This is a genomic window from Microcoleus sp. POL10_C6 (assembly GCF_036701585.1).
GTDB lineage: Bacteria > Cyanobacteriota > Cyanobacteriia > Cyanobacteriales > Microcoleaceae > Microcoleus.
On sequence record NZ_JAUBRB010000006.1, the window covers coordinates 17885 to 37783 of the forward strand.

The 19899-nt window shown below is 45.7% G+C and carries 21 protein-coding genes; 5 read left to right on the top strand and 16 right to left on the bottom strand.

The window, feature by feature from the left end; genetic code table 11:
- Positions 1–40 precede the first annotated feature (40 nt).
- From hpsO to hisH, 6 genes are all read right to left on the bottom strand, one after another.
- Complete coding sequence (gene hpsO / locus QUA34_RS05050; protein WP_333384535.1) at positions 41–1210, bottom strand: hormogonium polysaccharide biosynthesis glycosyltransferase HpsO; 1170 nt, start codon at positions 1208–1210, stop codon at positions 41–43.
- Between the two features lie 30 nt (positions 1211–1240).
- The gene (gene hpsN / locus QUA34_RS05055; RefSeq protein WP_333229987.1) at positions 1241–2215 is read right to left on the bottom strand and encodes a hormogonium polysaccharide biosynthesis glycosyltransferase HpsN; all 975 of its coding nucleotides are present in this window, start codon (positions 2213–2215) and stop codon (positions 1241–1243) included.
- An 18-nt stretch (positions 2216–2233) separates the two neighbouring features.
- Positions 2234–3859 (bottom strand): glycosyltransferase family 39 protein, encoded by a 1626-nt coding sequence (locus QUA34_RS05060; RefSeq protein WP_333229988.1) that lies wholly within the window; start codon positions 3857–3859, stop codon positions 2234–2236.
- 211 nt (positions 3860–4070) lie between these two features.
- Entirely contained in the window at positions 4071–5531 is a 1461-nt protein-coding gene (gene glmM, locus QUA34_RS05065) for a phosphoglucosamine mutase (protein WP_333230027.1), read from the bottom strand.
- A 256-nt stretch (positions 5532–5787) separates the two neighbouring features.
- On the bottom strand, positions 5788–6330 hold the full coding sequence (gene rsmD, locus QUA34_RS05070; protein WP_333229990.1) for a 16S rRNA (guanine(966)-N(2))-methyltransferase RsmD: 543 nt from the start codon (positions 6328–6330) through the stop codon (positions 5788–5790).
- A gap of 156 nt (positions 6331–6486) precedes the next feature.
- Entirely contained in the window at positions 6487–7122 is a 636-nt protein-coding gene (gene hisH, locus QUA34_RS05075) for an imidazole glycerol phosphate synthase subunit HisH (protein ID WP_333327634.1), read from the bottom strand.
- Between hisH and QUA34_RS05080 the strand changes: the two genes are divergently transcribed.
- The gene (locus tag QUA34_RS05080; protein WP_445242799.1) at positions 7112–7675 is read left to right on the top strand and encodes a pyroglutamyl-peptidase I family protein; all 564 of its coding nucleotides are present in this window, start codon (positions 7112–7114) and stop codon (positions 7673–7675) included. The genes hisH and QUA34_RS05080 overlap by 11 nt on opposite strands.
- A 63-nt stretch (positions 7676–7738) precedes the next feature.
- Here the strand turns inward: QUA34_RS05080 and QUA34_RS05085 are convergent, their stop codons facing one another.
- The 4 genes from QUA34_RS05085 to lgt form a co-directional block, all read right to left on the bottom strand.
- On the bottom strand, positions 7739–8221 hold the full coding sequence (locus QUA34_RS05085) for a flavin reductase family protein (RefSeq protein ID WP_333084418.1): 483 nt from the start codon (positions 8219–8221) through the stop codon (positions 7739–7741).
- 149 nt (positions 8222–8370) lie between these two features.
- On the bottom strand, positions 8371–9210 hold the full coding sequence (locus QUA34_RS05090) for a dienelactone hydrolase family protein (protein WP_333327637.1): 840 nt from the start codon (positions 9208–9210) through the stop codon (positions 8371–8373).
- Between the two features lie 141 nt (positions 9211–9351).
- Complete coding sequence (gene cobM, locus QUA34_RS05095; RefSeq protein ID WP_333384541.1) at positions 9352–10131, bottom strand: precorrin-4 C(11)-methyltransferase; 780 nt, start codon at positions 10129–10131, stop codon at positions 9352–9354.
- 120 nt (positions 10132–10251) lie between these two features.
- The gene (gene lgt / locus QUA34_RS05100) at positions 10252–11145 is read right to left on the bottom strand and encodes a prolipoprotein diacylglyceryl transferase (protein ID WP_333084423.1); all 894 of its coding nucleotides are present in this window, start codon (positions 11143–11145) and stop codon (positions 10252–10254) included.
- Between the two features lie 346 nt (positions 11146–11491).
- Here lgt and rlmN point away from each other — a divergent pair, with 346 nt between their 5' ends.
- Positions 11492–12607, top strand: a complete 1116-nt coding sequence (rlmN, locus tag QUA34_RS05105) for a 23S rRNA (adenine(2503)-C(2))-methyltransferase RlmN (protein ID WP_333384544.1) — start codon at positions 11492–11494, stop codon at positions 12605–12607.
- 235 nt (positions 12608–12842) lie between these two features.
- Here rlmN and QUA34_RS05110 read toward each other — a convergent pair whose 3' ends face one another.
- The 3 genes from QUA34_RS05110 to QUA34_RS05120 all read right to left on the bottom strand — a co-directional run bounded on the left by QUA34_RS05110 (position 12843) and on the right by QUA34_RS05120 (position 15495).
- Positions 12843–13952, bottom strand: a complete 1110-nt coding sequence (locus tag QUA34_RS05110) for a class I SAM-dependent methyltransferase (RefSeq protein WP_333384547.1) — start codon at positions 13950–13952, stop codon at positions 12843–12845.
- Complete coding sequence (gene purN, locus QUA34_RS05115) at positions 13945–14658, bottom strand: phosphoribosylglycinamide formyltransferase (protein ID WP_333384550.1); 714 nt, start codon at positions 14656–14658, stop codon at positions 13945–13947. Before purN ends, QUA34_RS05110 begins: the two co-directional genes overlap by 8 nt.
- A gap of 261 nt (positions 14659–14919) precedes the next feature.
- Positions 14920–15495, bottom strand: coding sequence for a GNAT family protein (locus QUA34_RS05120; RefSeq protein ID WP_333327652.1), 576 nt, complete (start codon positions 15493–15495; stop codon positions 14920–14922).
- 59 nt (positions 15496–15554) lie between these two features.
- On the opposite strand from QUA34_RS05120, the gene QUA34_RS05125 reads away from it, so the two are divergent.
- Complete coding sequence (locus QUA34_RS05125) at positions 15555–16445, top strand: sugar ABC transporter permease (protein ID WP_333384553.1); 891 nt, start codon at positions 15555–15557, stop codon at positions 16443–16445.
- 132 nt (positions 16446–16577) lie between these two features.
- On the opposite strand, the gene QUA34_RS05130 is transcribed toward QUA34_RS05125, so the two are convergent.
- Complete coding sequence (locus QUA34_RS05130) at positions 16578–17168, bottom strand: DJ-1/PfpI family protein (RefSeq protein WP_333384556.1); 591 nt, start codon at positions 17166–17168, stop codon at positions 16578–16580.
- Between the two features lie 78 nt (positions 17169–17246).
- Here QUA34_RS05130 and QUA34_RS05135 point away from each other — a divergent pair, with 78 nt between their 5' ends.
- A complete protein-coding gene (locus QUA34_RS05135; protein WP_333384559.1) occupies positions 17247–17612 on the top strand; it encodes a hypothetical protein in 366 nt (121 codons plus the stop codon).
- A gap of 299 nt (positions 17613–17911) precedes the next feature.
- Here the strand turns inward: QUA34_RS05135 and QUA34_RS05140 are convergent, their stop codons facing one another.
- Both QUA34_RS05140 and lipA read right to left on the bottom strand, forming a co-directional pair.
- The gene (locus tag QUA34_RS05140; RefSeq protein ID WP_332954628.1) at positions 17912–18058 is read right to left on the bottom strand and encodes a photosystem I protein PsaX; all 147 of its coding nucleotides are present in this window, start codon (positions 18056–18058) and stop codon (positions 17912–17914) included.
- Between the two features lie 126 nt (positions 18059–18184).
- Entirely contained in the window at positions 18185–19141 is a 957-nt protein-coding gene (gene lipA / locus QUA34_RS05145) for a lipoyl synthase (protein ID WP_333384563.1), read from the bottom strand.
- Positions 19142–19339: 198 nt separating this feature from the next.
- Between lipA and QUA34_RS05150 the strand changes: the two genes are divergently transcribed.
- The gene (locus tag QUA34_RS05150) at positions 19340–19891 is read left to right on the top strand and encodes a response regulator (protein ID WP_333384565.1); all 552 of its coding nucleotides are present in this window, start codon (positions 19340–19342) and stop codon (positions 19889–19891) included.
- Positions 19892–19899: the final 8 nt, after the last annotated feature.

Genomic DNA, 19899 nt, shown 5'->3' on the forward strand with positions numbered 1-19899 from the left:
TACCAAAGTTTTTATTTAACACTTGCATTATAGCTAAAAGTTACAATAATTCTTTGTAGAATTCCAACAACTGCTCAGCTAAAGCTTTATTGGTATAATTGCTCATCGCTCTATGATAACCCCGATCGCCCAAATCAGCCGCCAACTCGCGCCGCTCCATCAATTGCTGCAAACACTCTCGCAAAACCCCTGCATTTCCTTCTGGGAATAATAACCCCGCATCGCCGATAACGTGGGGAATTTCCCCGCAGTCGGAACCAATCACCGGAATGTGACAGGCCATCGCTTCAATTAAAACGTGACCAAATTGTTCTTTCCAGCCCACGGTGGTCAAAGTTTTGAATTTATAGCTAGTTTGCGAAGGCAATACCAAACAGTTCATTAAGTTAATGTAAGGGGGAATTTCTTCGTGGGAAACGCTTTCAACCCAGATTATTCGGTCGCTGATTCCCCATTCTCTACATTTTTCGGCGAGGTGCGCTCGCAATTTTCCTTGTCCTACTAACAGCCACTTCCAAGAGATTTTTTTTAACCCTGCCAAGGCTTCAGCTAAAGTCAACAATCCTTTTTCTTCGACAAATCGCCCTACAAATCCTACCACAAAATCGGTCGGTTTAATTCCTAACCTGCGCGATAAATCAGCGTCTTTACCAGTGCGGCGAAACAAAGTTTCATCTACTCCGAGTTGTGGCATTACTTTTACCGCACCTTGATAGCCGCGCTGCCGCAAAATTTTAGCTCCATCTAAGTTGCCTGCAATAATTCCGTCGGTGTGCTGAAGATTGTAATTTTCTAAGACTGAAATGGGCCAATTCAATTGATAAGGCAGATTCCACCAAGTAAATAATATATTTTTTGCTTGCAGTTTTAGGAGTTTATTGAGTAAGATTAACTGAGCGCAAGCGAGAGATTTTGAACCTTGTTCAACTTGAATTATCTGCGGCTTAATTTTTTGCAAAAGTTCAATTAAATCTCTACCAAAAGTTAGCAATCCTTGATTGTTTTGACTAAAGTTGGAGACGGGGACTACTTTAAATGAGCCTTTTTGATAAAATTGCGTTTCTATAATTTTATTTTGTACGCCTCCAGGCTTCCAACGCTGCGGCACTACAACTGTTACTTCAATATCGGGTTCTAGGTTGGCTAATATCTTGAATTTTTCCCGATTAATGTCCACAATATAGGTGTGACTAGCCACGAGAATTCTCATTTATTGGGAAGGGCGAATGGGAATAGGTAATTATTGAGCGTTAATCTTGTCTTGATGGCTATAACTTTGTCCATCATTCCACAGAGATTGAATTAGTGTATTGATAGCACTGAGAAAACCCAGGATATAAAAAGCAAATCTAGTTATAATTTTAATGGGCGAGTGGCTTTTATAACAAGGTGGATTTCCCAAAACGTGGCAGTCAAATAGTTTGGCAAAAAATCGCAGGCATTGAAAAGCTGTTAAATTTTTCAATCCCATGAGGAAATGGTTGTGATAAAATGTTACTTGATATTCGATCGATCGCGTACTGACATCGTGACATCCGCCGCTCTCTTCCCCCAAGTGAACTAAAGACGCATTGGGATCGTACCAAATTTTCATGCCAGTCGATCGCAATCTCAAACAAAAATCCGACTCCTCCCGCACCGCACTCCCTGCAAACCGCTCATCAAACCTCAGCCCCCATTCGGCAAAAACCTGCCTGCGAAATGACATATTGCAGCCTCTAGCCGAGAGCACCTGCTGCGGTTTTACTGTATGCACCAAATCGATAAAATACCAGGCAATGCCCGCATCCATCGCTTCTGAGGGCAAATATTCGATCGCCAAATCGCCTCCAGAATTATCCAGTTTCATTCTGTCAAAAACCCTGCCCGCCACACATCCCACATCGGGTTTTTCTAAATAGTTGTCAGCGTGAGCTGCCAAAAAACCATCTGGCAATTGTACATCATCATCAATAAATAAAATAATCTCTCCAACTGCGCGCCGGACTGCATAATTTCGAGCAGCAGGCAAACTCGCCCAATCTACTCTAAACCAGCGAATTTGGCCAGCATTTGCCAATTGCTCTAAATAAACTTGAGTTTCCGATTCGTGGCTGCGAGTTTGATCAATTACCAGCACTTCAAAATTCGGGTAATTTTGCCGAATCGCATCAGCCAATGTCTCTCGCAGAGGTTGTTCACGGTTGTAGGTAGGTATCACAACAGAAATCATCATTTGCAGTTGCCACTTTGCTTATTTCTCTACACGCCAAAGCCAGCCATCGCCTGGTTTGTAAATTAATGTAATTTTATATTTTTGCACTTTTTCTAGTTCAAATTTTAATGCTTCTGTAGCTCGGTAGAGAAATACATCGCTAAAACCATCAGGAATTTTGACTTGTTCGGGTTTAACTGCCAGCAAAAGCTGTACTTGTGGCTTCAGCATATAGCTGACAGACAGTATTTTTCCTGTGATGTTGTTGCCTCCGTGAGTGATTACTAAAGGTTTTTTCGCTTGATTTACAATCGCCGCTACTTGCGGATTGTATTTAGTGCTAGAAGGATATTTGTTCCACCACAGTTGGGACTGTGAGCTGACGGCACAAGAAACTATTCCACTCGATATTAGCGCTATTAAACCGAACTGCCATAGCTTTTGTTGGCGGGGATTGGTAGCGACTTTAATTTTAGCGGTGAATAGGTAGGCAACAGCTATCTGGATTGCTAAAATATAGGGAACCAGATAGCGATCGGCAACGCCTCGCACTGCTATCAATACTATCGCTGTAATTCCGATCGCTGTCAAGACAAACAGCCAAACTCGTTTAGGACTTGAGCGGCAGAGCGAGTATATTGAATGTGCGATCGCTAACAGCAATACGGCTACTACAATCACTCGGATTAAATCTGTAGTCATATTTATAGAACCAGATTTGATGATTCCGCCTTCCCAATGCGTGTCGATAAACATTCGGCAGGTGATGAGAATTAAAGGTTGAAGTGAAGATATCAAAGGCATGAAAAAGCGGGGAAAGCCTACTGTTGACTTAATTTCTTCCGAATTATCAAGTAATACCCAAATCCAAGGAGCAAAAAGAATTATTGCTATCGCTGAAGCTAGTAAATAAGCAATTAATGTTTTGCTAAAACGCCAATTCTCCTTAATAATTACATAGATGCCGTGGGCGAATACTACTAAAAAAAATAATAAACTAGAATAGAGTCCTAAAGTCAGGGCGATCGCATAAATAGACCAAACAGCCTTGCTCAATTTAGATGTGATCGGAGAATTTTGTAGGGTGATAGCCCGCAGCAGAATTGCATTCGACAGCAAAACCAGGACTGCAAACATCATGTAGGGTCTTGCCTCTTGCGCGTACAAGACGTGAAAGGGGGAAACAGCAACGATTGTAACAGCCACCCATCCCACAGACGCAGAGCGAAATAATTCCCAGCACAGCCAATAAATGCTGGGAAAAACTAACAAACTAATCAAAGCTGAAAGACTTCTGACAGTCGCCACTTGCGGGTCGAACAACTGCACCCAAAACCTGGCTAAAATAAAATACAGTGGCGACAGTTGAGGTTCTTCTGTAGCTAAACCTTTAACAGTATCCAACCAAGTTTTTTCGGGATTTATCTGCTGGTATTTCCGCTGCAAATCTCCGACGCTAATTGTTTTGCCTTGAAAATCTTGCTGCACCATTTCCGTCCAAGTGTAGCCAGAAATTCGCAGCGAGGTGATAGATTCGTCGAACGAGTAGACTTTGCGATCCAGATTAGTAAAGCGAAACCATATCCCCGTTATTAATATGACGACAATTAAAAATTTTAACGAAACTCGATGCAGCCGCCCATTTTGAATTGATTTGGTGTTCATACAATCAGAAATGGGGAAATGAAGAAAGAAGGATTTAGTTATTTAGGAAAGAGGGAATAAAGAATGAGAAATTAGTTTCAATAGCGCCTATATTTATCTAGAGGCTTCTTCCTTCTTCCTGACATCCGTTACATCCGTTACATCCGTTACATCCGTCGAGCGAATCCGTTGCCGAACTTCCTTCTTCCTTCAGATTAATTCCCCATTTCCATCAGATAGCTATGTGTTGCTGAACGGCTAAAACTAAATTTTCAGTCCAGAAATTAGCCAATTCGGCACTGGCAGCTTCCACCATAACTCGAATTAGCGGTTCAGTGCCAGAAGCGCGCACCAAAACCCGTCCCTGTTCTCCCATTGCTGTTGTAGCACGATCGATCGCACTTTGCATTGCCTCGCACTCCTGCCATTTCAGGCGTTTTTCGCGATCCTCAACCCGAATATTTCGCAGCAACTGCGGATAAGTTTGGAAACTGCCACTTACCAATTGTGCTAAAGATTGCCCGGACTGGCGCACCAGCGAAGCCAAATGCAAAGCTGTCAGCAAACCGTCGCCGCTGACACCGTAATGCGGACAAAGAATGTGTCCCGACTGTTCGCCGCCCAACATCGCACCAGTGCGCTGCATTTCAGCGTGAACGTACTGATCTCCGACGTTGGTTCTAGTTAGTTTGCCGCCCAATTCTTCCCAAGCTCGCTCGAAGCCGAGGTTAGCCATTACAGTAGAAATAATTAAATTGGATGGTAACTGTTCGGAGTCGCGCAACTGCCGGCCCCACAGATAAAGAATGTAATCGCCGTCAATCGTTCGACCTTGGTTGTCAACACACAAAACTCGATCGGCATCGCCGTCAAAAGCAAAACCCAAATCGGCATTGTGTTCCAAAACAGCCGCTTGCAAACTGTCAAGATGAGTAGAACCGCAGTTAACATTAATACGAGATCCATCAGGAGAGTCGTGCAAACAGATCACATCCGCCCCCATTTGCGCGAACACCGCCGGCGCCAAACCCGCGGCCGCCCCCCAAGCCAAATCCAAAACTATCCGCATTCCCTCCAAATTCATCTGTTGCAGCGAATCACAGAGCGAAGTGGCATAATCTTTAACCAACTCAGAGCGATGGTAGTGGTGTCCCCAAGCCAAGCTAGCCACCGGAACCTTTGCCCCTCGGATTCCCGCTTCGATTTGTTCCTGCAACTGCTGCGACAGCTTCGAGCCGTTTGAGTCGAAAAACTTAATGCCGTTGTCTTCTGGGGGATTGTGAGAAGCCGAAATCATCACTCCGCCGACCGACTCCGAAACGCTTGCCAGATAAGCAACGCAGGGAGTGGGACACAATCCCAAATTCCACACTTCCAAACCGGCGGCCGTCAAACCCGCTGACAGTGCCATTGCCAGCATATCGCTGGAATTCCTGCTGTCTTGCCCCAAAATCACAGGCCCCTGGTTGGAGGTATTTTGGCGTAGAACTTGTCCAGCCCAGAAGCCGACTTGCAGGGCTAGGGGTGCATTCAGCAATTCTCCAACTTTCCCGCGAATGCCGTCTGTGCCGAAGAGTTTGGTATTGGGCAGGGGGAGGCTATCTCCCAGCAGAATCGTATCGCGTTTGACTGGCTGTACCGAGTTAGCAGCCGGAAACTCGCTGCCACGAGGGCGCGAAGGTGTCTGAACCATATTCACTCCTTTAGGAATATTCACACTCACACTTTGGGTTCATGTTACAACTGAAAGTCTTTATTTTCAGCGTAAACTCCATTTATTTCGTCAATTGCTTAAGCAACTTGCTTTGACAACCTACGCACAAAGCTTAACTTCATCGGAAAAATTTGTATTGTACCCAAGGGAAAAACTTTTAGTCCCGGGCGCGCCAACGCCATAAAACCCGGTTTCTTTCTGCGTCGAGGAATGATGCTGCTGCTGTTTGAGCCTGTCAGGCACTGCGTGTGTAGAAGGTTAATGCTGTATTGCCGTATACTTTCTGGCGGCAAATTTCTAGGCCGGAAATCGCTTGTGCCGATCGCTCCGGGCTGTGTTCGATCGCGATTTCGCCGAGGAGTGCTAGCATTTCTTGGCTGGCGATCGTGTTTAACACAGGTTCGTACAAGTCGCTGGCGTAGGGCGGATCGAAGTAAATGCGATCGAACTGCTGCCCCGCTAGTGCCGCCAATTTCGCCGTCGCGTTTCCCCGCAGTATTTGGAATGTTTGGGACGAGTCTGCTACTTGCTCCCAGTTTTCGCGGATAATCGCACAAGCTTTCGCCGACTGTTCGATGCCAGTGACACTCGCGGCTTGCCGACACAAAGCTTCTGCACCCATCGAACCGCTGCCGGTACAAATGTCAAGCCATCTGCAATCTGCGATCGTCCCTTGCCAAATATTAAATAAAGCTTCTCTGACTCGCGAAGGTGTAGGGCGAGTTGCGAGTCCCGGCAGGGTTTTTATTTGGCGGTTGCCAGAGATTCTCAGACTCATATAATTTTAGATTTTAGATTTTAGATTTTAGATTGGGGATGACTGAATGAATATAAATTTGGTGCATACTTACAGTTGCATTCTTTATTGAAACTGGTATCATATAAAACTATAAACACCCGGTTTATACTACAAACCGGGTTTTGCACAAATCGCCTAAGCAGGTACTTTTTCCCTCACCAGACTGACAAAATTTGACAGCATTTGCAATCCCGTACTCGAAGACTTTTCCGGGTGAAATTGCACGGCCATCAGATTGTCTTTAGCTATAGCCGCCGTCACGTTTTGACTACCGTGAGTCACAATTGCCGATCGCACTTCCCAATCAACTGGATCGACATAATAAGAATGCACGAAATAAACCCAAGGATCGGACGGTAAATTTTGCCACAGCGGCAAATCCGGCTGAGGAAATTGCAATTGATTCCATCCCATGTGCGGAATTGTCAAACCCGGTTCCGACCGAAATCGGCGCACTTTTCCGGCAATAACGCCCAATCCCGGTTCTACGCCTTCTTCGGAACTTTCAAACAGAATTTGCAAACCCAAACAAATGCCTAAAAAAGGTTTTCCCGATGCGATCGCCCTTTTTATCGGTTCTATCAAATTGCGCGATCGTAAATTCTGCATTGCCGGGTCAAACGAACCCACTCCCGGCAAAACCACCGCATCAGCCTGCTCGATTATAGCAGGAGAATCTGTAATTTGTGGCACTGCACCCACATTTTCCAAGCCTTTACAGACTGAGTGCAGATTGCCCATGTCATAGTCTACTACTGCAATGACAGACATTGACTTACTTGCCTTATATTATCAATATCAGTATTATTGCACAAATATGACGGCGAAAATCCTGCTAACCTCATTTGATACTTGGCTTCCCCATCAGAAATCCAACTCTTCGGACGACTTATTAGCTAAGATTTCCCAAATCAAATCTTTGCCTGATTCCCTGACTTTTTTGAGGAAACTGCCAGTAGATTTTCAGCTAGCACCTAATTTAGCGATCGCCAAAATCAACCAACTCCAACCCGACACTATTATCTGCTGCGGCATGGCCGAAAGCAGGCAAAAATTAACTATAGAATCTTGCGCTTGCTGCGATCGCGACATTCGGCAAACATCAGTTAATCTCGAACCGCTAGTCGCTGATTTAGCTGCAACAGAAATCAGTCACGAAGCCGGAAAATTTGTATGCGAAGCCCTCTATTATGCAGTTTTAAAACACCTTGCAGATTCTCAACTTAGCACCAAATGTATTTTCGTACACGTACCAATTTTGACAGAAGAAAATGCCGACCAAATTGTCGCCGATTTTTTATTAATTTTAACTCGCCTCCCTTAACAACCGACAACTAACAACTGACAACTGACAACTGACAACTGCCAGTTGCCAACTGCCAAGTCTTTAGCCGCCGTAATTCCAACCGGTGCTTTCTAGCAGCAACGGATTGCCTTCTCGGTGGACGCCGGCTGCCAAAACTTCTCCCACATAAACTGTGTGGTCTCCGTGTTCCACAGAACCGACAACTTTGCACTCGATGTAACCTAGAGAATCCGAGATAATCGGACAACCAGTTTCCGCGCCCGGATAAAATTCTACATCTTCAAATTTATTGCCAACGCGGCGCTGCTGCTTGAAGAATTTCTGGGCTAACTCTTTTTGCCCTGCTTCTAGGAAACTCAAAGCAAAGACACCGCTGGCTTTGATCATGCCGTGGGATTTGGAGTCTTGCTTAACGCAGTTGACAACTAAGGGAGGGGTAAAGGAAGATTGCATCACCCAGCTAGCGGTGAAACCGTTGACTTCCTCCCCGTCTTTGACACCGCAGATGTACAATCCGTGAGGGATTTTCCGCAAGATGGTCTTTTTAGCTTGTTCGTCTAGCACGGGCTTACCTGTTCGATCGATAATTCTACACCGCCCAGTTTACCAATATCGGGATCGCAAACCCACCTGTCTTAAGGGCTATTCGCTAATATTGCCTTTTTAGATCCCAAACTTGACACCAGTTTTAAGTCAAAATTAACAACTCACAACTATGATGAAACTCCATACTTTTTAAACCAATCTTGCATCCGTTTCCAACCATCCTCAGCTTCTTTTTTCCGGTAACTGGGGCGATAGTCGGCGTTAAAAGCGTGCGGCGCATCTGGATAAAGCACAATTTCCGAACCGCTGCTACCAGTTTTGAGAACTTCCCGCATTTTCTCGACTGTATCGTTGGGAATTGACTCGTCTTTGCCACCGTAAAGCCCCAATACAGGCACTTTCAAAGTTGCTGCAATGTCGATCGGCTGTTTGGGGGTTAAATCCGTAGAATTGCCAACCACACGCCCGTACCAAGCTACTCCCGCTGTGACTTTAGGGTTGTGGGAAGAGTACAGCCAAACAATTCTGCCACCCCAGCAAAATCCTGTAATTCCTAACTTATTAGTATTGCCTTTTCCTGACTTTTGTGCCCACTCTACGGTTGCATCTAAATCGGACATAACTTGAGCGTCAGGAACTTTCGAGACAACTTTACTAATAATTTCGGGAATCTCGGTGAGTTTAGAAACATCACCTTGACGGGAAAACATTTCTGGGGCGATCGCTAAATAACCTAATTTTGCCAAACGGCGGCAAATATCTTGAAGGTGGGCGTGAACTCCGAAGATTTCTTGAATTACTAAAATTACTGGAAAATTGCTGCCGCTGGCTGGCATGGCTCTGTATGCTGGAATTGAGCCGTCTTTTACAGGAATTTTTACCTCACCTGCAACTAAACCAGCAGCATCAGTATTGATAACGGCAGCCGCAATAGGATGAACTGCTAAGGTAAATCCGGCGCTTAATGCGGTGACAATGATAAATTGTCTGCGAGTTAAATCTTTCATCGGTAATGGGGAATGGGGAATGGGGAATGGGGAATGGGGAATGGGGAATTGGCCAAACAGGGCATTGGCCAAACAGGGCATTGGCCAAACAGGGCATTGCAACTGCCAACTGCCAACTGCCAACTGCCAACTGCCAACTGACTAATGACGGAAAAGCCGATCGTGCTCTGGATGGTACAAGCGCGATCGTCCTGCTGCTGATTTTCCCAACGCCGGACTAATCACATACATTGTCGTTCTGATCAAATTATTTTCGCGCGTAGCAACGGCCATTTGGTCAAGGGGAACTAGCACAATTTTTTCATCCGGCCAGCCCAACCGATAACAAATCGCTACAGGCAAATCCGATGGGTAATGTTCCATCAATTTAGCTTGAGCTTTTTCCACATGGCGGGCACTCAAATACAGGCACAAACTCGCTTGATGAGCCGCTAAACACGCCAATTCTTCGCGTTCCGGTACTTCGGTTCTGCCGCTAATTCGCGTCAAAATAATTGTCTGCACAACTCCCGGAACTGTCAACTCAATTTTAAGTTTAGCCGCGGCAAGTTGGAAAGCGCTAATTCCCGGAATTACCTCAAAAGCAATTCCCTCGGAAGCCAAAGCTTGCATTTGTTCCCCGACAGCACCGTAGAGACAGGGATCGCCGGAATGGAGGCGGACGACGCTTTTTCCGGCCTGCACTCGTTCCACCATCAAAGGTACAATCTCTTCGAGGGTCTTATCCGCAGTTTGAATAACTTCAGCATCTGCGCGCACCCCCTGCAAAATTTGCTCTGGGACTAGCGAGTCAGCAAATAATATGACATCGGCCGCAGCCAGTAATTTTTGAGCCTTAACAGTCAACAAATCCGGGTCTCCCGGGCCTGCACCTACAATGTATACCCCTGGAATTAGGGATTCAATCTCTGTCAAACTCATGGCTGCTAAAAAATTTGCTAAATTTACGAACGCTTCCGGATGTACCTATTTTGGTTGGAAGTAAGAGATGGTAGATGCACCCTGGTTTTGAACCCTAGAGACTAACCTCTCTGGGGTTTTTTATTGATCCTCTGGGGATTTCTGAGTGATCTTTCCCCGATCGCTATTGGGGGAGACAACATCGGGTAAAGGTCGATCGAGCAAATAAAGCCAAGCTAACCCGCCCAACCCTAAAACAATCCCAGTCAAGCTTACCATCTGTGCCGTCCGCAGCGGCCCGAACATCAAACTATCAGTCCGCAACCCTTCAATCCAGACTCGACCGGAACTGTAAGCTGCGATATAAACCAAAAATAAAGCACCAATTTTCAAGCGAATTTTACCCTGCAAATCTCGGAAAAACAAAGTCAGAAGCAACCCAAATACTGTCAAATTCCACAGAGATTCGTAGAGAAATGTGGGGTGGAAGTATTCAAAATTAGCGTAGGCGGGCGGGCGGCTGCTGGGGGGAATATAAAGTTTCCAGGGCAAATCCGTAGGACTGCCAAAAGCTTCCGAGTTAAAGAAATTTCCCCAACGTCCGATCGCCTGACCGAGAATTGCCGAAGGTGCGATTAAATCTGCCAATTGCCAAAAAGAAACTCGCTGGATTTTCGCAAAAATTAAAGCTGCGATCATTCCACCCAAAATCGCCCCGTGAATGGCAATTCCGCCTTTCCAAATTGCAATAATATCTTCAGGCCTCTGGGCGTATTGCTGCCACTCAAAAGCCACGTAATAAATTCGAGCACAGGGAATAGCACCGATAACCAGCCAAATTGCCAAATCACCCAATAATTCCGGGTTGACGCGGCGCTTTTCGGCCAAGTATTGGGACAGACTGACCCCAATCAAGACGGCAGAAGCTATTAACAGCCCGTACCAGCGAATGGCTACGGGGCCAAGTTGAAAGATAATTGGGCCCGGCGATGTAAATTGAAACGCTAAGGGCAACGCAAGAATATTTAGCACCATAAAAGTTGCATTAATTGTGATGGAAAGCTGTCAAATTTGCATACCCTTTAACAAACTCCAGAGTTTATTTTAGGGGGCTGTGGTCATTTACACGCAATATTTGGGGAATTGTACCAAAAATTAACTGGATTCTTGATTGTGCAGATTTCTGTCTGGAGTTTTCTTTGTGAGTCCACAATAAGAGCCCCCCTAACCCCCTTTTTTAAGGGGGGAACCGGATTATTCTCAAAGTTCGCCTGATTAAGGGGGATTTAGGGGGATCGAGACTTCTCCTTTTTGACGATTAACTGCCACTTGGGTCGAGAAGTTTTAATATAGAAGGTGGCTTTAAATTTTCTGATGACCTATGTCTCCTACTTCCGTTTCTCAAGTGTACTCTTCTGGTAATTCCAAGGGTGCGAATCAGTCTCGCAAGACTGCTGCTTTGGCTGTTGAGTCGCATAAAATTCCGCCTCTGTTGGGGGCGAGTTTGGCTGAGTTAACGGAGTGGGTGCAGCAAAACGGGCAACCTGCTTATCGCGGAAAGCAGTTGTACCAATGGATTTACGAGAGAGGTGCGCGATCGATCTCTGACATTTCTGTATTCTCGAAACAGTGGCGCGAGACTGTTGCTAAAATCCCGATCGGGCGATCGACTATTCACTATCGATCGGTCGCACCAGACGCCACGGTAAAGTATCTCTTAAAATTGGCAGACGGTCAAATCATTGAAACAGTCGGCATTCCCACCGATAAACGGCTGACTGTGTGCGTCTCAGCCCAAGTTGGCTGCGCGATGGGCTGCGACTTTTGCGCTACCGGAAAAGGTGGTTTCAAGCGCAATTTAGAAGTAAACGAAATCGTCGATCAAGTCTTGACAGTACAGCAAGATTTCGGCCGCCGAGTCAGCCACATCGTATTTATGGGAATGGGCGAACCCCTACTGAATTTCGATAATGTTGTAGCTGCTGTCAAGTGTTTGAATCAAGACGTAGGAATTGGACAGCGAAATATCACCATTTCCACAGTAGGAATTCGCAATCGCATCAGCCAACTAGCTGAACATCAACTGCAAGTTACCCTCGCCGTCAGCCTCCACGCTTCCAATCAAAGATTGCGGGAAGAGTTAATTCCTAGCGCCCGCCCTTATCCTTTGGGTGAGTTAATCGCAGAATGCCGGGAATATGTGCGATCGACGGGGCGCAGATTAAGTTTTGAATACGTACTTTTAGCAGGTGTGAATGACTTACCAGAACACGCATCCGAGTTAGCTAGTCAGTTGCGCGGCTTTCAGTGTCACGTCAATTTGATTCCTTACAATCCGATTCAGGAAGCTGAATATAAGCGACCGACTCCCAATCGAATTAACAGTTTCGTTGCGACTTTGAAGGAAAAGAAAATTGCAGTTAGCGTGCGGTATTCTCGCGGCTTAGAAGCAGATGCCGCCTGCGGACAATTGCGGGCTTCCGAGGTTGAAAATTGAATTTTTAATCCCTAAAAATTGTCGTAGGGTGCGTTAGGCTTGAGATGTTGCACCATTCTCAATTAGCCTTTTGCGGGCGGGCAGGATGCCCAACCCCTACTCCCCACAAGAAGAAAACTCCATCTTTGTGGAACAGGCATCTTGCCTGTTCTTAAGAATGGTGCAAGATGTGAGTTAGACCGCGTTATTTTATCAATCATGGATCAACTACATTGTGACGCACCCTACTAACTCTTTACAAGCGTTTAACAAGTATCCACCGCAACTCTAACGGCGGTGTTTGTTGCACAGAAAATAAATCGCGCCCGCTAGCCCAACTGACAAACCAAGGTGTCGGCGGCCACGCAGAGTCAGGCAAATGTTTCTGTTCGTATTCAATCACAGATTCATCAGAAATAATTTCTAACGGCAAACCCTCTATTGCTGCTTGCAATTCTTGTCTGGTAATCAGATAAGACCAACACAATTCAGACATTTGTTTTGCCATCTCGTCGGGTTCGTAACCCTCTACAGCTAAGAAAGCACTGAATAATATAAACCCGCCACTTAAAACGGCATCGGACATTTTGCCCAGGAACAAACGAATTTGTTCGGGGTAGCGGAAATGAGAGAGAACTTCGGTAGCAATGGCTAATTTGTACCGATAAGTTTTCATCCTCAATAATGGATCTAAAACGTCGCCTTGGGTGACATTTATCGGTAAGTCTTCGGCGGTTGCGGCGGATGATAGCTTCTCGGCAAATATCGGTGTTAGTTCGATCGCATCCACGGAATGACCTAACCTTGCTAAAGGCAGACTATTGCGCCCTGGGCCCGCACCAACATCTAAAATAGGTGCTTTTCCCGGTTCGCCTAATTCGGCGGCAATGGTGATGACTTTAGCATCGGGATGGCTGCCGAATAAAGGTTCGGGGCGAATATCCGGCCAGCTATGATATTTCTGGGCCATCGATTCGATTTGAATCTTGGTATTCAGAGTAATGCCGCCGGCTAAACCGCTTTGGGAATTGGCGGGAAAATATGAGACTATTAGATTAGCATGGGGGGAATTTTTGAATCCTTCTGTTAAGGCGTTGGCGATTAATGTTCGCAAGTTTTCGGCTTGGGCAGCGTCGATATTTTGTCCGAGAATGTTTAAGAAGTCTGAGAGTAATTTAAGATAGTCGTCTAGCATCGATGGCAAGCAAGGCAGATAGAATTCTCCCTTGAGGCCGATGCTCTTTTTGAGCCTTTCTTTGAGAATTAATTTCAGGCGATTCGAGTCTGTCAACGGCGGGCCTGTTTCGGGTGATTCGCTGACGGGCAATTTGGGGGTAGATGCGGCACTGGTAAGGTTTTTAGTCACAATATTTTCGATTAGATTCGGCAATAAGTGCGATCGCACCGAGCATAATCTTGTGCTCTTGCACCTGAATTCGAGCGTGCAGTGTTTCTGCGGTATCATCAGGCAATACCGGCACCGCAGCCTGCATTAAAATCGGCCCGCTGTCTACTTCTAAACGGGCGATATGCACCGTACATCCGGTGATTTTAACCTTGGCAGCTAGTGCTTGCTCGACGGCCCGAATTCCTGGGAAACTCGGCAGTAAGCTGGGGTGAATGTTAATAACGCGATCGGGAAAAGCATCAAACAAAACTTTGGTAACAATTCGCATCCAACCCGCCATCACCACCCATTCTACATCATAATTTTGAAAAGTTTTGACAATTTTTGTATCTAATTCTTCGCGACTTTTGCAGTCGCGGTGATTGAGAAGAATCGAGGGAATGCCGTATTTTTCGGCTCTGGCTGCGGCTTTGGCTTCGGGATTGTTGTAAATTAATACTGGGATTTGAGCGTTGAGTTGTTGGTTTTGGATGGCTTGGGCAATTACCTCGAAATTGCTGCCGCTTCCTGATGCCAAAACTCCTAATTTTAATGGAGTGTGAGCGGGAGCGATTCTCTTCGTTGGCGTAGCCCCCGTAGGGGCGGGCTTCGCTAACGAACTTTTGCCAATCTCAGGAGAAATCAGGCAGGCATTGGAATTAACAGATACTGGATTAGCGGTCATTCGATTTTAGATTTTAGATTTTAGATTTTGGAGGCGACCCCACGGATAAATTCGGGGGCTTGAGGATTTTAGATTTTAGATTTTGGATTGATTCCACGGATAAATCACGTGGCGGGTACTATCAAGAAATTCGCTTGTCATAAAGATAAAAACTATTCACTCGTATTCTACTATAGAGGTAAAGGGTGCTTGGTCGCACTCTACATGGAAATATTGGCTAAGTCCTAAGTATATTTGGTTATGTGACTTACTGATTCAACCCTATTCTACAATATTACCAAAAAACTCTTCCCTGAGAATAGAATAAAGTTTTAGATCCCAATATCTGCCTTTTACAAATAGCTGCTGTCGCAATATCCCTTCCAATTGCATCCCCACTTTTTCCATCACCCTAGCTGAAGCAATATTGTTAACTTCACATCGAGCCACAATTCGATTCAGCAACATCTCCCGAAAACCGAATTCAATCACTGCATTGACAGCCTCGCTCATGTATCCTTCGCCCCAATATCTTCTAGAAAGTGCGTAGCCAATTTCCGCCCGGCTGTGCGTCATGCTCCATTCCACAAATCCGCAAGTGCCGATAAATTTTTTCTCGGCTTTGTGGACGATTCCCCAATCTACCAGCTCTCGTCTTTTGTACATTTTAGTAATGGATTTTAGAAAGTATTTAGTATCTTCGATAGATGTGTGAGTTGACCACATTGTGTATTCTGATACTTCCGGGTTGCAAGCATACTCAAACATATCGCTAGCATCGTTTAAAGTAATTTTCCTGAGCAGGAGCCTTTCAGTTTCTATAGTGGGTAAATGAGCTAATATATCGAGAAGATTCATTTTGACATTGACCTATATTGTGATACCATTGAAAACTAAAAGCTAAAATTTACAAGCCAATGGTTCGGATTAAATTTGGGCGTTTTAACTGGTTGGATAATGATACGATCGCAGCTTGGACTTTCTTGACCCCAGCTTTGCTGTTTTTGGGTACTTTTTTGATTTGGCCGATCGCCTATTTATTTTACCTCAGCTTTACCAGCGGTAGCTTTACCCAGTCGGGAGTGCGTTGGATTGGCTTCAACAACTACTGGCGTCTAGTCACAAACCCGGATTTCTGGCAAATTCTCCAAAACACGCTCTATTTTACTACTGCAACAGTCATTCCCAGTTTAGGGATTCCATTGGGTTTGGCAGTTTTGCTAAATCGCTCGTTTGCTTGGCGAGGAGCTCTCCGCACCGCTTATTTTATTCCTTCGATTACCTCTCTAGTTGCAGTTGGCTTGGGTTGGCGGTGGTTGTTTCAAACCGAAGGCCCGGTGAATAATGCCCTAAGTGCGATCGGCTTAAATCCAATTCCTTGGCTGAGTAGCACAGTTTGGGCAATGCCAGTGATCATTCTGCTCAGTGTTTGGAAACAATTAGGCTTTAATATGGTAGTATTTTTAGCAGGATTACAAGCAATTCCGGTAAATCGTTACGAAGCCGCAGAATTGGATGGAGCTAATGCTTGGCAGCAATTTTTGTACATCACTTTACCCGGTTTGCGGCCGACTTTAGTATTTGCTACAGTCACTACTGCTATTTTTACCCTGCGGAGTTTCGAGCAAGTTTACGTCATCACCGGCGGCGGCCCTTTGAACTCTACTAATTTGCTAGTTTATTATATTTACGAGCAAGCTTTTTCGCAATTTGATTTTGGCTATGCAGCCGCAGCAGCAACTTTCCTGATGGCTATCGCTTTGATATTAGTCTATTTACAACTAAAAGTTTGGGGCGAAGATGCTTGATATCACGCCCGGTAGCATCCTTCGTGTATGGGCGGGGCGGGTTTACGAGATTGTTTGTTTTAGGCAATTATTGTTGGTAAAACTCGCCCATACGCGCAAATTATACAATTAACTATGCCCAATGCCCAATTACTAATTCCCAATTTTATACTCCATGTGCTCTGCTGTTTGTTCAGCTTGTGCTGTACCCAAAAGTTTCCAGACAACGTGCAAAGACATATCAATTCCCGCAGCAATTCCCCCAGAAGTGATGATTTTGCCGTTATCTACAAATCGCTGATTTTCGATAATAGTTGTGTTGGGAGCTAATTCTCTCAATAACTCCAATGCCTGATGGTGGGTAGTTGCTGCCAAACCTTCCAACAAGCCAGCTTTTGCTAAAAGCAGCGAACCCGTACAGACAGAAAGCACTAATTCTGCTGTTGGTGCACAATCTTTTATCCAATTAACAACTGCTGAATTATTGATTAACTTTCTCGTACCTTGCCCTCCCGGTACAATTAAAATATCCGGTGGCGGACAATCGAAAATGGTGCAGTCGGGATTTATGCTCAAACCGTTGCGGGCGTTGACAGCACCGGGATGTTGGGCTACGGTAGAGATGGCAAAAGGTTGATCGCCTTTACTTAATTCTGATGTCACCGAAAACACTTCAAAAGGACCTGCAAAGTCCAGTACCTCGACATCATCGAACATTAAAATAGCTACATTCCTACTTGCCATAAGACATACTTCTGATAGAGACCAAAAATATCGGCGATTTGTTATCGTAGAACTGGTATAATTTAAATTATTAAAGCTATGCCGAAAAAAAATCGCCATCGCGCCCTAAAAATCAGTTTTTTGTGTCTGGCTTGTGCCTTAGCAATTGCTGTAGCACCAATTTTAACACCAGCTCAATCCACAAGTCAATTAGAATTTCGCATTACTCAATTAGAACGTCAAATTTCTGAACTCCGAGGACAAATCTACAGTTTGCAGAATCAAGGTTCTAGAGTTAACCGGCCTCAGTCTGCTTCCCCTTCAGGTTCTGATCGCACAACTCCTAGAACGCTGTCGGGAGACCCGATGTTTGATAATTTAGCAACTTTGGCAATTGAAAACAAGCAAGATATTATCAAAATTCAAGAGCGGTTGTCAAAGCTAGAAGCGTCGAGAAATCGCTAGAGAAGTCAGAAGGAAGTTCGGCAACGGATTCGCTTTCTTCGGATGTAACGGATGTCAGGAAGAAGGAAGAAGGAAGGACACGGATTTTGACAGGGATACACGGATTAATTATTAAGCAAAAGTCAGGAGTCAGGAGTCAGGGGTCAGAAGGAAGAGGGAAGAAGTCAGTAGTAATTAGTTAGAAGGATGAAGTCATATTCTCCCCAACTCAAAACTCACAACTCTCCCCTCTCCCTCTGTCCCATTCTCTGACGTTGAGGTCGAGAACAGCAGGGTCTGCTAAAAATTAACTTGCAGAACTATTCAATGATATGGAAATAATAGGCTGCAACCAGAAAATTGATTGCTAACAGCAAGAGAAACCAGCCTGCGCGAAATGTGTAAGGGAATTTGCCCGTTTTCATCACGGAGTCGGATTTTAATTGGTTCTTCGCTATCTCTGCCATAGGTAAAGCTCCTAATTCATAATGTCACTCTATTTACAAATAGCAGAGAGCGTCGCACTTATGCACAATCCTCTAGAGTTATTTTTTGTAACAAGGAGTTTATACCGAGTGGAATTCAAATTAATTTCAATCGCTCTCTCCGGCGTGGTAGGAACTGCGGACGAGAGGCCCCGATCGCACGCGCTCAAACCCCATCTCCCGCGCGATCGACCCAAAACGGTCAAATTCGGCCGGCGTCCAGTATTTACGCACTGGGAGGTGCTCTAGAGATGGTCTCATGTATTGACCGAGGGTGAGCCGATCGCACTTGGCGTCCCGCAAATCAATCATCGCTTCCACTATCTCGGCTTCGGTTTCCCCGTGCCCCAACATCAAACCGGATTTGGTGGGAATAGTTGGGTCATATTGCTTAACAATACGCAGAACGTCGATCGAGCGATCGTACTTGGCCCCCCTCCGCACCGACCCTTGCAAGCGACGCACCGTCTCAATATTGTGGTTGTAACAAGCCGGTTTAGCCTCCACCACCGTGCGAATCCGATCTCGCTGCAACTCATCGAGGCTGGAATTCTCCCCCTCTGAACTCCTGGCGATTCCCCCCCAAAAATCCGGCGTCAGCACCTCCACTTCAGTATGCGGGTTAAGAAGGCGGATTTGGGCGATCGTCCTGGCAAACCAACTCGCACCCCCATCCGGCAAATCATCCCTCGCCACCGAAGTCAGCACCGCATAGCGCAAACCCAACAACTGCACAGCCTCCGCCACCTTTTGCGGTTCCTCCGGGTCTAGTGGCATCGGAGAATGACCTTTATCTACTTGACAAAAAGCACAAGCGCGGGTACACGTCGGCCCCATCAACAAAAAAGTCGCCGTTTTTTGGGCGTAGCACTCGCCCCGGTTGGGACATCTCCCCTCCTCACAAATCGTGTGAATTTGCCGCTGTTTAATAATTTTTTGCACTTGGGAAAGTTCGCTAGCTTTGCCAACGGGCCTACGCAACCACTCCGGCATCGCCTCGATTTCACCCCGCATTTGGGCGGCAATTGCTTTGACTGTAGGAGTTTGAGGAATTTGGGGCGACATATAATTAAGTGGCGAGCGAGTTAATTCCTTCGATCGTATCCGAAATCAAAGCCCCTGAACTTGTAGAAGTATCACCCGAAATCAGAATCGCGCCGACGTGCAACAAAACTAAACTCGCCCAGAATTATGGGTAGAATTCTGTTAGGGATATACTGAAGGTTGCAAATCATCACTCATTCATTACTGAAGGAGTCAGTCGTGGCTGGTCAAAAAATCTTGGTAATCGATGACAGTAAAGTCATCCGCCTCCGAGTCCGAGAGATGTTGCCTCAGGGTAACTTTGAAATTCTAGAAGCAAAAGACGGCGAAGAGGGACTCAAACTGATCCGTCAAGCCCGGCCAAATCTAATTATGTTAGATTTCCTACTGCCCAAAGTCAGCGGTTGGGAAGTGTATCAAAAAGTGCAAGCCCATCCTGAGCTTTCTAAGATACCTTTGGTGATCATGTCGGGCCGCGAAGAAGAGGTGATGGAAAAAATTCCGAAACCCTTTGAGAAGCATTTTTTTGCATTCATCGCCAAACCGTTTGAGAAAAAGCAGCTAACCGAGGCGATCAAATCGGCGATGGTACTGGCCAAAAAGAAACCAGTGCCGGAAGCCCCAGCAGCCGCCGCTGCACCCAGCTCTGGAGCGGGCGCCGCCGAAATTCAGGCGATGACTGTGAAAATGGCGAAAATGCAAGCGGAAATTGATGCACTCAAAAAACAAATGACTCAGGTGATTACGATCATCAAGCAGAAATTGAAATAATTCTGCTG

Excerpts from the sequence above, each read along its gene's own strand:
- hpsO (WP_333384535.1), bottom strand. The coding sequence starts at position 1,210 with ATGAGAATTCTCGTGGCTAGTCACACCTATATTGTGGACATTAATCGG.
- hpsN (WP_333229987.1), bottom strand. The coding sequence starts at position 2,215 with ATGATGATTTCTGTTGTGATACCTACCTACAACCGTGAACAACCTCTG.
- QUA34_RS05060 (WP_333229988.1), bottom strand. The coding sequence starts at position 3,859 with ATGAACACCAAATCAATTCAAAATGGGCGGCTGCATCGAGTTTCGTTA.
- glmM (WP_333230027.1), bottom strand. The coding sequence starts at position 5,531 with ATGGTTCAGACACCTTCGCGCCCTCGTGGCAGCGAGTTTCCGGCTGCT.
- rsmD (WP_333229990.1), bottom strand. The coding sequence starts at position 6,330 with ATGAGTCTGAGAATCTCTGGCAACCGCCAAATAAAAACCCTGCCGGGA.
- QUA34_RS05080 (WP_445242799.1), top strand. The coding sequence starts at position 7,112 with ATGACAGACATTGACTTACTTGCCTTATATTATCAATATCAGTATTAT.
- hisH (WP_333327634.1), bottom strand. The coding sequence starts at position 7,122 with ATGTCTGTCATTGCAGTAGTAGACTATGACATGGGCAATCTGCACTCA.
- QUA34_RS05090 (WP_333327637.1), bottom strand. The coding sequence starts at position 9,210 with ATGAAAGATTTAACTCGCAGACAATTTATCATTGTCACCGCATTAAGC.
- cobM (WP_333384541.1), bottom strand. The coding sequence starts at position 10,131 with ATGAGTTTGACAGAGATTGAATCCCTAATTCCAGGGGTATACATTGTA.
- lgt (WP_333084423.1), bottom strand. The coding sequence starts at position 11,145 with ATGGTGCTAAATATTCTTGCGTTGCCCTTAGCGTTTCAATTTACATCG.
- rlmN (WP_333384544.1), top strand. The coding sequence starts at position 11,492 with ATGTCTCCTACTTCCGTTTCTCAAGTGTACTCTTCTGGTAATTCCAAG.
- purN (WP_333384550.1), bottom strand. The coding sequence starts at position 14,658 with ATGACCGCTAATCCAGTATCTGTTAATTCCAATGCCTGCCTGATTTCT.
- QUA34_RS05120 (WP_333327652.1), bottom strand. The coding sequence starts at position 15,495 with ATGAATCTTCTCGATATATTAGCTCATTTACCCACTATAGAAACTGAA.
- QUA34_RS05125 (WP_333384553.1), top strand. The coding sequence starts at position 15,555 with ATGGTTCGGATTAAATTTGGGCGTTTTAACTGGTTGGATAATGATACG.
- QUA34_RS05130 (WP_333384556.1), bottom strand. The coding sequence starts at position 17,168 with ATGGCAAGTAGGAATGTAGCTATTTTAATGTTCGATGATGTCGAGGTA.
- QUA34_RS05135 (WP_333384559.1), top strand. The coding sequence starts at position 17,247 with ATGCCGAAAAAAAATCGCCATCGCGCCCTAAAAATCAGTTTTTTGTGT.
- QUA34_RS05140 (WP_332954628.1), bottom strand. The coding sequence starts at position 18,058 with ATGGCAGAGATAGCGAAGAACCAATTAAAATCCGACTCCGTGATGAAA.
- lipA (WP_333384563.1), bottom strand. The coding sequence starts at position 19,141 with ATGTCGCCCCAAATTCCTCAAACTCCTACAGTCAAAGCAATTGCCGCC.